The sequence below is a fragment of the Halodesulfovibrio sp. genome, from assembly GCF_015482765.1.
Taxonomy (GTDB): domain Bacteria; phylum Desulfobacterota; class Desulfovibrionia; order Desulfovibrionales; family Desulfovibrionaceae; genus Halodesulfovibrio.
Map to the genome: position 1 here is coordinate 19,100 of NZ_JADMLB010000067.1, position 13,889 is coordinate 32,988.

General features: G+C 45.5%; 12 protein-coding genes. 9 read left to right on the plus strand and 3 right to left on the minus strand.

Annotated features, from left to right (window positions below):
* Positions 1–24: 24 nt before the first annotated feature.
* Positions 25–2,607, minus strand: a complete 2,583-nt coding sequence (gene glgP / locus QZY95_RS12500; protein WP_290924004.1) for an alpha-glucan family phosphorylase — start codon at positions 2,605–2,607, stop codon at positions 25–27.
* Between the two features lie 294 nt (positions 2,608–2,901).
* Between glgP and dut the strand changes: the two genes are divergently transcribed.
* The 7 genes from dut (at position 2,902) to QZY95_RS12535 (ending at position 9,202) form a co-directional block, all read left to right on the plus strand.
* Positions 2,902–3,381, plus strand: a complete 480-nt coding sequence (dut, locus tag QZY95_RS12505) for a dUTP diphosphatase (RefSeq protein ID WP_290924131.1) — start codon at positions 2,902–2,904, stop codon at positions 3,379–3,381.
* A 46-nt stretch (positions 3,382–3,427) separates the two neighbouring features.
* Positions 3,428–4,621 (plus strand): aspartate aminotransferase family protein, encoded by a 1,194-nt coding sequence (locus QZY95_RS12510; protein WP_290924006.1) that lies wholly within the window; start codon positions 3,428–3,430, stop codon positions 4,619–4,621.
* A 648-nt stretch (positions 4,622–5,269) separates the two neighbouring features.
* A complete protein-coding gene (locus QZY95_RS12515; protein ID WP_290924008.1) occupies positions 5,270–5,998 on the plus strand; it encodes an amino acid ABC transporter ATP-binding protein in 729 nt (242 codons plus the stop codon).
* A gap of 58 nt (positions 5,999–6,056) precedes the next feature.
* Positions 6,057–6,869, plus strand: a complete 813-nt coding sequence (locus tag QZY95_RS12520) for an ABC transporter substrate-binding protein (RefSeq protein ID WP_290924010.1) — start codon at positions 6,057–6,059, stop codon at positions 6,867–6,869.
* 68 nt (positions 6,870–6,937) lie between these two features.
* Positions 6,938–7,639 (plus strand): amino acid ABC transporter permease, encoded by a 702-nt coding sequence (locus tag QZY95_RS12525; RefSeq protein WP_290924012.1) that lies wholly within the window; start codon positions 6,938–6,940, stop codon positions 7,637–7,639.
* Positions 7,640–7,650: 11 nt separating this feature from the next.
* Entirely contained in the window at positions 7,651–8,343 is a 693-nt protein-coding gene (locus tag QZY95_RS12530) for an amino acid ABC transporter permease (protein ID WP_290924014.1), read from the plus strand.
* 7 nt (positions 8,344–8,350) lie between these two features.
* Positions 8,351–9,202 carry a 50S ribosomal protein L11 methyltransferase gene (locus QZY95_RS12535; RefSeq protein WP_290924016.1) on the plus strand — a complete coding sequence of 284 codons (852 nt, stop codon included), beginning with the start codon at positions 8,351–8,353 and terminating at the stop codon, positions 9,200–9,202.
* A 156-nt stretch (positions 9,203–9,358) separates the two neighbouring features.
* Here QZY95_RS12535 and QZY95_RS12540 read toward each other — a convergent pair whose 3' ends face one another.
* Together QZY95_RS12540 and QZY95_RS12545 are read right to left on the minus strand one after the other, a co-directional pair.
* Positions 9,359–11,344: a cytochrome c biogenesis protein CcdA gene (locus QZY95_RS12540; RefSeq protein ID WP_290924017.1), complete on the minus strand. Its 1,986-nt coding sequence runs from the start codon at positions 11,342–11,344 to the stop codon at positions 9,359–9,361.
* An 85-nt stretch (positions 11,345–11,429) separates the two neighbouring features.
* Positions 11,430–12,674 (minus strand): Xaa-Pro peptidase family protein, encoded by a 1,245-nt coding sequence (locus QZY95_RS12545; RefSeq protein ID WP_290924018.1) that lies wholly within the window; start codon positions 12,672–12,674, stop codon positions 11,430–11,432.
* A 231-nt stretch (positions 12,675–12,905) separates the two neighbouring features.
* On the opposite strand from QZY95_RS12545, the gene QZY95_RS12550 reads away from it, so the two are divergent.
* Positions 12,906–13,325 (plus strand): CoA-binding protein, encoded by a 420-nt coding sequence (locus QZY95_RS12550; RefSeq protein ID WP_290924020.1) that lies wholly within the window; start codon positions 12,906–12,908, stop codon positions 13,323–13,325.
* Entirely contained in the window at positions 13,326–13,769 is a 444-nt protein-coding gene (locus QZY95_RS12555; RefSeq protein WP_290924022.1) for a YkgJ family cysteine cluster protein, read from the plus strand.
* Positions 13,770–13,889: the final 120 nt, after the last annotated feature.

Sequence of the window (13,889 nt, forward strand, 5' to 3'; positions counted from 1 at the left end):
AAGGTTTAGTTGAGTGCCTATGCTCTAGGAAGATGTTTCTTGCGGCACTGCCCAGCGGATGAGACCAAGTGATCGTGGATCAATGAGAAGCGGGTTGGTAGGGATAATGCGGATTGTGTATCCGAATCGACCCGGACGTGAAGGTGTGACAACGCCTTCAAAGTGCTGCCAGCCTTCTGTGTCAGGAGTTCCTACAGGTTTCAGTTTACGGATGTGTCGGGAGGCGAATTCGCCGTTTTGTTGAACTTGTCCGAAGTACGCTTCCGCTGAAAGACTTTCGCAGGCGATACCGTTCAGCTTTACATCCACACTGATTTTTATGGATTGTCCGACATAAGTTTCATCAAGAATTTCAATTTGAGCATTACGTAAATCAATTCCACTCCACTTAGTCATAATATCGTTACGCCAGTCTGCGAGTTCCCGTGCCGGTTGGAAGTCATAACGGGAGAGGTTGATGTAGTTATCATACGCGGGCTTGTATGCTTTATGCACGTAGTCCATGACCATACGGTGCGAGTTGAATTCCGGCCCGAGCGTTGTTAACGCTTTTTTCATTCTGCGTATCCATTGGCGGGGGAGACCGCCGCGTCCGCGATCGTAGAACTCCGGAATAATTTCAAATTCGAGCACGTTGAAAAGAGTGCGCAGTTCAACGTAGTCCTGATAATCAGGGTCGGTGTATTCTTCACCTTTGCCGATTGCCCAGCCTATGCTGTTATCCGGCAGATATGCTTCGTCCCACCAGCCATCAAGCGTACTGAAGGTCAGCACGCCGTTAAAAATTGCTTTCATCCCGCTTGTACCGCACGCTTCGTACGGACGGCGTGGTGTGTTAAGCCACACATCGCAACCGGCAAGCATATGTTTTGCGATTTCGATGTCGTAGTCTTCCAGAAATACCATATGGAATCGGTAATCGAGGCTACGGCATGTAGAAACTACTTCTTTAATGTACTTTTTCCCTTCGTTATCCGCAGGGTGTGCTTTGCCTGCGAAAACAAATTGGATAGGTCTGTCCACATCTCTGAACAAGCGTAGAAGTTTTTCTTTTTCGCGCATGATAAGGTTTGCGCGTTTGTATGTGGCAAAGCGTCTTGCGAAGCCAATGGTTAGTGCTTGAGGATTTAAGATTTCATCAGCATTTTGAATTTCTTGTTTTCGTGCGCCATGTGCCTGAAGTTGTTCGCGAAGGCGTTTACGGGAGAAATCGACAAGTCGTGCGCGGAGGCGTTCATGGGTTCGCCAGAGTTCTGCGTCCGAAATGTTTGCGGCACGGCTCCATAAGGTTTTGCAGTCCGGATCTTCACGCCAGTTTGTACCGAGATAGCGATCGAATACTTCGCCCATGTCGCCTGCTGTCCATGTTGGTGCGTGGATTCCGTTGGTAAGGGCGGATATCGGGATATCATCGTGAGGATAGAGCGGCCAGAGGGCTTTCCACATTCTGCGGGAGACATGCTTATGGAGTTTTGAAACGCCGTTGTTAAAACGGGAAAGTTTCAATGCGAGGACGGTCATGCAGAATTCTTCCTGATCATCAAACGGGTTTTCTCGTCCGAATGAGAGAAAAACTTTGAACGCCAGACCGAGATCCCGTGCGTATTCTGAAAAATATTGTTCCATGAGCGCAGGACTGAATCTGTCGTTACCGGCCGGAACCGGTGTATGTGTGGTGAAAACGGAGCTTGAAGCTACGATTTCTGATGCCGATTCAAATGACAGCCCTTTTTGCATAAACGAGCGTATGCGTTCTACGCCTGCGAACGCAGAGTGTCCTTCATTCATGTGAATTACTTGTGGATTGTATCCGCAGACTTCAAGAACCTTCATGCCGCCGATACCAAGCAGGATTTCCTGCCACAGGCGCATTTCCTTGCCTCCACCATAGAGGCTGGCTGTGATTGCGCGCAGTTCAGGCGGGTTTTCAGCAATTTCTGTATCCATAAGAAGCAGCGTAATGCGTCCTACCTGAGCCTTCCAGATTTGTGCCTGAAGCTGCTGGTTGCCAAGTGGAATGCTGATGCGACGATGTTTGCCGTTTTCATCTTCAACCGGAAGAATCGGAATCTGATCAAAATCGAGATCCGGATAGGATTCCTGCTGCCAGCCGTCCGGTGTGAGGTACTGGCGGTAGTAGCCGTGCTTGTAGAGAAGCCCTATGCCCACCAGAGGGATATTCAGGTCTGATGCAGATTTTAGATGGTCACCCGCAAGGATGCCCAGCCCGCCGGAGTAAATAGGCATGCAGCTGGCGATGCCGAATTCAAAGCTGAAGTACGCAACAGCAGGGTTTTCTGGTGATGCGTCTTTTATGACTGGTGAAGGTCGTTCTTCAAAGTATTCGTTCAGAGTCTCGATGGTCAGCTTGAGTTGTGATTGGAAGAACGGGTCTTTTGCTACTGTTTCCAATCTTTTGGGATCAACAAGGTGGAGGAATAAGAGTGGGTTGTGGCTTGTTGTTGACCAGAGTTGCTGATCGATTTGTTTAAAAACATTATCGGTGTACCCGCACCATGAGAATCGGAAATTATAGGCCAGCTGCCACAGATCTTCGAGGCCCTCCGGCAGCTTTGGAATTACATTGAATATTTTTAACGGCTGCATGCTGTTTCTCCTGCGTACAATTAGAGCATTCAAGCCTGTTATGCCACAGAGTCACTTTTTTCGCAGTGTTTTTGATGATTAATCATACTACTGTTATCCGTGTTTTTCGGATAACTTTCCGATATTTTTTTGAAAAATGATAATCTGGACTGTACATATTGCACGAAGAGTGGGAACGTGTTTTCGTTTCTTTACTCTCTGCCGTGTCTGGAATATTGATGTGTTTGTTTGACCAAATATTTGACTAACATTCTGGAGTTATCTGTGAGTAATCAGGATTCAATGCAGAACCCTATGACATTACAGCTGAACGTTCGTTTTTTACGCGATTCAGCAGCAGAATTATATGGTACTGAAAATGGCGCTGACGGGCTTGCGTATGCAACACCGTATTCAGCCGGTCTGGATTTACGTGCCTGTTTTGACGAGAAAGAAATTATGATTCCGGCAGGCGGGCGATACGCCGTTCCTGCAGGGATAGCTATAGATCCGCAAAGCACAACTGTTGCCGGTTTTATTTATTCCCGAAGCGGGCTTGGAACCAAAAAGGGCTTAACAGTGAGTCAGGGAGTCGGGGTTGTTGATCCGGACTACCGTGGTGAAATTTTTATTTCCTTATTAAATACTTCCGGTGAAGACCGTGTGATTACGCGTGGTGAACGTGTAGCACAGCTTGTCTTTCAGCCGTTTTTCCGTGCTCAGATTTCCGTTGTGGATTCACTTGAAGAAACTGAGCGTGGCGAAGGTGGTTTCGGTCATACCGGAACTATGTAGCGTAACCTTGTAACCCGCAGTGAGCGGTAAAAAAGCGGATAATAGAATGAGTACTAGTTTTGATGCGTTGAAACAGCGTGAAGAAAAGCTTTTATGCCGCACTTACGGACGATACCCCATCGCTATTAAGCATGGTGAAGGCGCCCGTTTATATGACTTTGATGGTAAAGAGTACATTGATCTGTTAGCCGGTATTGCTGTGACCAACGTTGGTCATTGCCGACCTGAGCTGGCAGAAGTGGTAGCTGAGCAGTCACGAAAACTCGTGCATGTGAGCAACTTGTTTTATCAGGAAGAGCAGCTTGATCTTGCAGAAAAGCTTCTTGCAACCTGTCATTTTGACAAAGCATTTTTCTGTAACTCAGGTGCTGAAGCAAACGAAGCTGCCATTAAACTTTGCCGACGATACACACAGCGGGTTCAAGGGCGTGATGCCGGTGAAATTATTACATTTACTGGTGCATTCCATGGTAGAACTCTGGCGACGGTTGCTGCTACCGGTCAGGCAAAATTTGCTGACGGGTTTGCACCTATCCCGCAAGGGTTTACGCAAGTGGAGTGGGGTAATCTTTCTGCTCTTGAAGAAGCTATTTCTGACAAAACAGCCGGTGTGCTTGTAGAAGTTATTCAGGGTGAGGGTGGTATTCGCCCTATGACCGCTGAATTTGCGCAAGGTGTTGAGCGTATCTGTCGGGAGAAGGGAATTCTCTTTATGGTGGATGAAATTCAGACCGGTCTGTGTCGTACAGGCAAGTTCTGGGCTCACCAGTTATTTGATCTCAAACCTGACGTGATGAGTTCTGCAAAAGCATTAGCAAACGGACTTCCTATGGGTGCAATGCTCTGCACCGATGAAGTGGCTCAGGGCTTTGAGCCTGGCAGCCATGCAACTACTTTTGGTGCAGGTGCTGTTCTTTCTGCCGTTGCAGCCAAAGTTGTTGATATTATGGTTGATGAAAAGCTTGCAGAGCATGCTCATGATCTTGGTGAGTATGCAATGAAGAGCTTCCGTGAAATCGGAGAACGTCATCCGGGTACTATTGATGAAGTACGCGGTCATGGCCTGATGATAGGGATTGTTCTGTCACAGCCAGGGAAAGACGTTTGGAATGCTTTGATTGAGCGTGGTTTTATTTTGAACCTGACTCAAGAACGTGTTCTGCGCCTTGTGCCGCCGCTTGTTATCACCAAAGAAGACATTGATTCCTTTGCAAACGTATTGGAAGAGCTTCTCTCTTAAAATAAGTAGCATTACTACTTTTTCCATTACTGGAAATCCCCGTCTTATTAGAGGCGGGGATTTTTTTTTATAATTTTACAATTTTTTTTTCAGAAAAATTTGTAACAGCACAAATTGTAATGACTTGTCAGGTTGTCATCGCGATTGTCGACAATATTGTCGCTGATAAACCGCTAAGATAGCAGGTGTGTTTTGAAGTTCAAATAAAATATAACAAATTTGTAAAACTCGCGAACAGTCGAGTTTTGCGTTGTATTTTTCAAATTTTGAAAAAGAAAAAAAGACTATATTTATTCTAGAAAGTAGATACTTGCTTCAGTCTCTTTTTGTGATATAAGGTATTATAATATAGGAGAAAAGTCTTTGATGGTTGTGCGGGCAGTTAAATCAAATTTTAGGTTTTTCGGAGAGAATCGCAGTTGAGTTGACAAAAAATAAAATACTCATGTAATAAGATTGGGAGGTTAGCGGAGTTGCGTTCGAGGGGGTGTATGGGGTTTTACTTTTTGAAAATTTTCAAAATAGCCTCATTTTTTAGTTCGCATTGTACATTTTCTTCTCTTGTAGAACGTCATCTTCTTCTTTTTCTAAATAACAAAAATGGAAACGGGACGCTTTTTAGCGGGCCCGATATAGGATGTATTCATCATGGCGATGATTGAAATCAAAGATATCAACAAGTGGTATGGCGATTTTCACGTTTTGAAAAACGTGAGTGAAAAGGTTGAACAGGGTGAGGTTCTGGTTATTTGTGGACCTTCAGGCTCTGGTAAATCTACCTTTATTCGTTGTATCAACCGCCTTGAAGAAATCCAGAAGGGCGAAATTCTGCTTGAAGGACATTCCATTCATGCAGATGACGTTAATGTAAACGACCTTCGTACTGAGGTTGGCATGGTGTTCCAGCAGTTCAACCTGTACCCGCACCTCAGTGTTCTTGATAACGTAACACTTGCACCTATCAAAGTGCGCAACATGGCGAAAGGGCAGGCTGAAGAGCTTGCAATGAAGCTGCTTGAGCGCGTTGGTATTCATGATCAGGCAAGTAAATATCCAATCGAACTTTCCGGTGGTCAGCAGCAGCGTGTGGCAATTGCCCGTGCGCTTGCTATGCGTCCTAAAGTAATGCTTTTTGACGAACCGACCTCTGCTCTTGATCCGGAAATGATCAACGAAGTTCTTAACGCCATGAAGGACCTTGCACGCGAAGGCATGACAATGCTGTGTGTAACGCACGAAATGGGCTTTGCCCGTGAAGTTGCTGACCGTGTAATCTTTATGGACGGCGGAGAAATTGTTGAAGAAGGCACTCCTGAGCATTTCTTCAGCAACCCGCAGCATGAGCGAACAAAGGCTTTCTTGAAGGAAATCCTCTAGAATAATATGGGTTTGTTATTTTTCGCAAACTCTGGACCAGCTAAATAGGAGTAAGTATATGAAACGTTTTGTGCTGATGGCATTGACTTTATGTCTCGTACTGGCCTGCACTACTGCTTTTGCGGGTAAAATTGACGACATTAAAGCACGTGGTGCATTAGTTTGTGGCGTTAAAGACTCTGTAGTTCCTTTCGGTTACGTGGATCAGAATTCCAGCCAGCTTGTTGGTTTTGATGTTGATATCTGCCGCGCAATTGCAAAAGATCTTGGTGTAGAACTGCAGCTTAAGACAGTTACTTCCTCCACCCGTATTCCTATGGTTGTTAATGGACAGATTGATATCGCTGCTGCGACCATGACTCATAAGCATGCTCGTGACGAAGTTATTGATTTCTCCATCACATACTTCATGGATGGTCAGAAACTGCTCGTAGCGAAAGATTCCGGTATTAAATCAGCTGCTGACCTTGCAGGCAAAAAAGTTGCAACCGTAAAAGGTTCTACTTCTGAAAAAAATATTAAATCTGCTCAGCCTAAAGCACGCGTACTTTCTTTTGACGAGTACCCGCAGGCATTCCTTGCTCTCAAACAGGGCAAAGCTGTTGCTGTAACTACTGACTCTACTATCCTTCTCGGTCTTAAAAACTCTGCTCCAGACCCAAGCAAATGGGCTATCGTTGGCGATTACATCGCTGCTGAGCCTTACGGTCTTGGTATTGCAGAAAACGATTCCGACTTCCGCGATTTTATCAACAAATCTTTGAACGACCTGTGGCGCTCTGGTGAGTACCAGAAAATCTACAACAAATGGTTCGGCAAAGATTCCAACTACTATCTGCCTCTTACTTGGCAGATGGAACTGTGGCCATAAGCTCTAACTAACCGATAAAGAGCGCAATGGCTGCATTGCGCTCTTTATTTTACTGTTTCGAGGCTGTTTTGAATTATACCTTCGATTGGAACAAAGTCCTTTCCGGTGAGTATCTGGATTGGATTATCAGTGGTGTCGGCGTTACTCTGCAGATTTCTGCGGTCTCGCTTGCCATTGCTTTACTGCTCGGTACTGCTATCGCTGTAATGCGAATGACTAAAGTTAAACCACTTATCTGGTTTAGCGCTTCATTTACAGAATTTTTCCGTAATACCCCGCTCCTTGTACAAATATTTTTCTGGTACTTCGGCGCAGACAGTCTGCTTCCTCGTTTTGCCCTTGATTGGCTTTACGAACAGGATTTTGAATTCTGTGCCGGTGTTATTGCATTATCTGTTTACACCGCGGCATTTATTGCTGAAGAAATTCGTGCCGGTGTAAACTCTATTCCTAAGAACCAGCTTGAAGCCTCACGCGCATGCGGCCTTACCTTTGTTCAGGCTATGCGCTACGTCATTTTGCCTCAGGCTTTCAGGATTATTGTTCCGCCTATGATTTCACAGGCGCTTAACCTTGTTAAAAACTCTTCCCTTTGTATGACTATCGGTGTTGCAGAGCTTACGTACATGGCACGCCAGATTGAATCCTACACATTCCGTGGATTCGAAGCGTTCACCATCAGTACACTTATTTACCTGTGTATCTCGCTGATAGTTTCTTTCTCCATCAACTTCTACAACAAACGCTACATGCGTGCTGTTAGCTACTAGGAGAACGACATATGCAATGGGATATTGTAATAGATAACTTTCCGTATCTTCTTTGGGGTGCTTATCCGGAAGGACCGTTAGGCGGCCTTGCGTTAAGTATTCTGCTCTCCATCGGTGGTATTTTCGGTGCGTTCTGGATTGGCCTTGCAGCCGGTCTGATGCGTTTGTCCAAACGTTGGTACATTAAATACCCGTCTGTTGTGTACATTGAAATTATCCGCGGTGTACCTTTGTTGATGCTTATTTTCTGGTTCTATTTCCTTGCACCGATTTTACTTGGAAAAACATTACCGGAAGCTGAATCTGCATTGGTTGCTTTTATCGTGTTTACGGGCGCCTATATTGGTGAAATTGTACGTGCGGGTGTAATTGCTCTGCCAAAAGGACAGATGGAAGCTTCGCGAGCAAGCGGACTTACTCACCTTCAGGCAATGCGCTACGTTATTTTACCGCAGGCGCTGCGCAATATGATTCCTTCTTTCGTTAACCAGTTTGTATCATTGACCAAAGATACATCGCTGGCATACGTTATCGGGGTTGTCGAACTCACACGTGCAGCAGTACAGATAAACAACCGTACGCTTTCCGCTCCGATGGAGATCTACCTTACCATCCTTGTCATGTACTTCGTGATTTGTTACGTCCTTACTGCCTTGAGTCGAAAACTCGAAAAGAAAATGGCTCGATATCAGGCAAGAGGATAATTAATTTATGGCAGACCTTGTCAGACTGGAAATACGTGTTCCCGAGCACATGCAGGACATGGCAACCATTGCTATGGTTCAGCAGCTCAATTACGGATGGGAAGAAGAAAACCTTCCTACCGGCGATATTCTTTACCGTGTTCACATTGAGAATCCGGCATTCTGTGAAGAGTTTTTAACGGCGCTTTACAGTGCTGTTCCGGAAGCTGATGTGGTACGTTCTGATGTTCCTAATCAGGATTGGATGAAAGCTTGGCGTGACTTCTTTACACCGGTAAAAATCGGTGAGCACTTCAAGGTTATTGCACCTTGGATGTGTGACTCAGAACCGCTTGAAGGCAGAACTCCGATTGTGATTGAACCGAAAACTGCTTTCGGTACCGGGCATCATCCTACAACAGCATTGTGCCTTGCTTCTGTTTCTCAGCTTGCGTCTGAAGGGCGTATTCATGAGGGACAAAAGTTCCTTGATCTTGGAACTGGGTCAGGCATCCTCGGCATCGGGTGTGTAAAGCTTGGACTTTCCGGCGTGGGTGTCGATATCGACATGCTCGCAATTGAAAATACAGAAGAGAACAAAGTTCTGAACGAAGTTTCTTCTGACTTCTTTGAAGTCTACCAAGGTTCAGCTGATGCTGTATGTGGTGACTTTGATGTTGTTCTTGCAAACATTCTGGCTCGTCCGTTGATGGAAATGGCTGTTGAGATCTTCAAGCTTGTTAAGCCGGGTGGATGTCTTGTTCTTTCTGGTTTGCTTGAGACGCAGGCAAATCAGGTTGAAGCTGTCTACAGAGAGCTTGGACTTCCTGAAGCTCGTCGTATTATTGAAGGCGAATGGGCTGCCCTTATTTGGGAATAGCATACGTTATTACCGGTTACGTGTTCTTACGGAATGTAGGTTTGCGTAGATCAAAAGAAACAGTGACAGATTTCGATACGTTTACGAGCTGTTACTGGACGATAGAGAATAAAAAAATCCCCGCTGAATTCAGCGGGGATTTTTTATTTTATGGAACTATTCTTCAAACGCTTTTCTAAGGGCGCCTTCCATCTGGCTTGTCGTGAATATATCCCTCAGGACGATTGGGGCGTTGGCTCTTTCTCCTGTCGGGAAAATTGCGACAACCGGAATAGAACTGGAACCAAGCGACTCAAGGAATTTTTGTTTTTCTGCATCTTCTTTTGTGAGATCGACACGAACAAATACTACGTTGTATTTTTGCTCCCATTTTGCCCGATTTTCCGGTGTGAGAACTGTTTGTTCCAGAACTTTGCAGTTCGGGCACCAGTCGGCAGTAAAATCAACAACCATTCGTTTATTATGGATTTCTGAGAAGAAAGTTTGCGGAGTAAAGTCCTGCCAGTCTTTTGCTTTAGGCGGTTCTCTAAAGACGGTTGTTACTGTGAAAGCAACAAGAGCCACGCATGTAAGTCTTACAAGAATGTTTCTTCTGCGCGAGAATGCCAAGCCGGAGAATTTACCCCATGTCCATGCTGCGATAGCTGTGATCCATAGGATAAAAAGCATGCCCGGCAGTACTTTTGTAGGCAGTACGTAGAGAAGATATACAACTGTTCCCATCAGGAAGAAGCCGACAATGTGCGACAGCGTACCTGTCCATGCTCCGGGACGAGGGAAGCGACCTACGAGAGCCGGAAATGCAGCCATAGCGATATACGGTAACGCCATGCCGACACCGATGGATAGGAAGATGAACGCCAGAACACCTACCGGTTGCAGGAATGCCCACCCGAGAACGCCGCCAAGGAAAGGCCCGCTGCATGGTGTTGCCAGCAGTGTTGCCAGCAGGCCCGTAGAAAAGGCGCTCCATCTGTCGTGTCCGTTTTCGGTGCCTCGTCCTGTCAGGTTGAACATCGGTAACGGAAAGATATCGAATATTGAAAGTGCAAGGACAAAAATCAGAATTGCAAGACCGATAAGAAGACCCTGATTCTGGAAAAGTTGTCCCCACGCCAGTTCAAAACTGGTGAGGATAATTGTGAGAAGTGAGAACCATGTGAGAATACCGAGAGCAAAAAACATATTGTGATCTCGGAACATTTTTTTCCGTTCAGCCTTATCAGTAATCTGTGCCGCAGCAACAAGAGAGGATAATTTGAGACTGATAACGGGCAGAACACACGGCATAAAGTTGAGAATAAGACCTGCGATGAGTCCGAAGAGGATGGCTTTACTCAGTGTTGAGACTTCAAGCACCTGTAGGAAGAAGCGCGGCGTGAAATCATATTCATATTTTATGACTTCAGGTGCTGCCGGAGCATAACTTTTTGCTTCAGAAAATTTGTTGGATTGCCTTGTTAAGGCGTTTGGTTCTGACTGCGAGGAGAACGATGAACTGATTGAAGGGCTGACAGTTCGAGCAGTCTCAGTGGTAGACGGAAGCTGGACTCCGAGCTTTTCTGCCAGTTCTTTGTTCTGTTTTCCGGTTGCTGCATTGCTGTCTGTATTTTTGTCAGGTGCAATCGGTTTGATGGCGGTGTATTTTTTCCACCAAAGTTGTGCCTCTGCGTCGGGAAGGTCGAGATTGTTCCAATCCAACGGCAGTACCTTGTGAACAGGTGTACAGCGGACGTCTGAGCACAGAAGAATAGAAGCGATCAATTTTACTTTTGTAATTGAATGATCCGGTATGGTGATGAAGATATCTTCAGCACCTTCATACAGGTAGGTTGTTTTATCTGTCAGGATAGGATCTTGAGATTTTATTCCCGCGGGATAGCGGACAGTAGCATCAGCTATTTTAGGTGAAACAGATATGGAGGATGGTCTTCCGGTTTCACCTTTTTCCCGGGAGTAAAAATGGTACTCTGCATCCGGTGTGATTCGAAGTTTAAGAATGGTGGCATGGTCTTGAGACGCAGAAGTGAACGCCTCAACGGAGAATTGAGCGGGTGCTTCAGCTGCAAAGCTGATAGATACCGCTGCCACCAAGAAGAGCAAACATGCAAAAAGAGTATAAAGTCGGTTTATCTGTTTCATACTCTTGTTATGAGGGATTTTGTATCGTTTGGCTAGCATGTTTGCCAAATTCAAACATGCCAGCCAAAGTTATAGTCAGATGAATTTATTCAACACATATCATGTCGTATTGATTACCGGTTAAACAAACGCTTGCGCCGTCAGTTACTTCAAAAGTGTTTTCAACGCCGACCATGCCGATTCCCGGAATACCTATTTTAGGTTCAAGGGCGATGACGTTCCCTTTTTCAATAGGGGCATCGAACCCTTTTGCAATAACGGGATGTTCATCGATACCAAGTCCGATACCGTGTCCGAGGAATTTGACTTTGTTGCCTCCAAGCGCCATGAATCCGTCTTCAAATCCGGCTTTTTCAGCCATCTTGAGTGACTTTGCATACAGCTCTGAAGGAATACTTCCGGGACGAAGTTCTTCTGCGATAGTGTTTTGAATTTCTGTGCAGATATCCTGTGCATTGCGAACAACATCTGGAATTTTATTTTTGTTTCCAGCCCAGAATACTTGCGTTTTATCTGTATGATATCCTTCAAGAGCGAAGCCGATATCTACAGCAAGAGGGGAGTTTTGACGCCAGACTTTTCCGGCATATCCCATAAACGGCGTGGCAGGGTGTTCACCCATGAGCCCAAGGGGACCGTTAAAGTGACTCGGGTAGTTTCCTGATTCACCTGCTGCTATGTGTCCTAAAAAGATGTCTTCTCCGAAGGCGTTCATGCGAAGCATGCCGCAGTGGCCTTTCTGGAAAAAAATCTCCCACGATACATGCGCAATTTCACGCTCGGTCATGCCGATATGAAGGCGTTTCGGAAGGTCGTGATACAGTGCCTGATGATGGCGTTCGCCGCTCATGCGAAGTTTTTTCAGTTCCCATTCTGTTTTTACAGCCCGTGCAGCTGTAAGAATCCGGTCGCATGGGATAAATGATATATGAGGAAGTTTTTTACGGAGTAAATCACCCACCTGCCATGTTACTCCGCCAAAATCGACAGCAACATCTGCTGCTTCTGCGGGAAGTAACGGCGTTCCTACATCGCTCAATATTTTTTCAATATCGCTGAATGAACGGAATGGGTGGATTTCTTCGATAGAACTTTCTAGGCGGCAGCGCTCAACACCATGGCGGGCCATAAGTACAGGCTTCCCTTCTTTCGGGAGCCAGAAGACTCCGTTCGCCAACGTACCTGTCAGGTGGTAGAGTTGGATGCGGGAAAAAATAAGCATGCCTGATACATCCGGCATAAAGCGGTCTAATAGATCGCGGCAGCGAGCATGACGCAGTGCCAGCTCTTCTGCAGGAATTTTCTCAATAACTGGTAGAATCTTAGACATAAGCGCTCCTTCGATGTGCTGTTGGTTATATGCCAATCTGCACCTGTGAGCAATGAGGATATGAACTGCTGGTGTTCGGGGCGAATACAGTATACAGAAACCACTGGCTGCTGTACTTACATTGGATGCTGCGCGAAAAAATGGCTTGTACAGGCTGTTTTGAGTTAGCGGTGTTGCTATTGCAGCCCGCGCAACCGTTTAGTTGTCGCGAATCTTTTCTGAGAGGACGTTATGATTTTTGATGAATCCATGCGCGAAATTCTTGCTGAGGCAAAAGTGATCGCGGTTATCGGTGCAAAAGATAAAGCCGGTCAGCCTGTTAATATGGTTGGTACATATCTTATCGATCAGGGATACACCGTAATTCCTGTGCATCCTGTCAGGCAGAATGTATGGGGACTGACGACATATAAGTCCATTGCAGATATTCCTGTACCTGTTGATATCGTAAACGTATTCCGTGCATCTGAATACTGTGCGGCTCATGCTGACGAAGTGCTTGCTTTGTCTGATAAGCCGACCATGTTCTGGATGCAGTCCGGTATCAGAAGTCAGGAAGCCGGAGAAAAACTTGCTGCCAATAAGATTGCTGTAGTTGAAGACAAATGTATTATGGTCGAACACAGCAGGCTTGGTTTGGAGAAAAAATAGATGAAAGTAGCGTTTGATTGCCAGATGTGCGGACACTGTTGTGAAGGTGAAGGCGGCATTATTGTCAGCCCTACAGATCTTACCCGCATTACTGAACACTTGAAAATGTCCGCTGAAGAATTCACCGAAAAATATGGTGAAATTAAAGATGGCAAACTTCGCATCCGTGTGGGTGAAGATAATTACTGTATTTTCTTTGTGCAGGGTAAAGGCTGCGGTGTTCACATTGCCAAGCCTGATATTTGCCGTGCATGGCCGTATTTCCGTGGAAACGTAATTGATGCAGACTCTTGGGAAATGGCTAAAGACTTTTGTCCCGGCATCCGAAGAGATGTAACCCACGATGAATTTGCCAAGCAGGGAAGAGAATATCTTCGCGAACATAACCTGCTTGCCAGTGATAAAAGCTGTGAGGCACGTGCTCTTATTCTTGATGATGAATAAGTTTGCATAGATATCACATTTTTTTTGCATATAAAGAGGCTGGGTATTCATAAGGTTCTGTACTTATGAAACCAGCCTTTTTTTATATATAATGTTAGCGTATGGTATAGCTCGTACAAT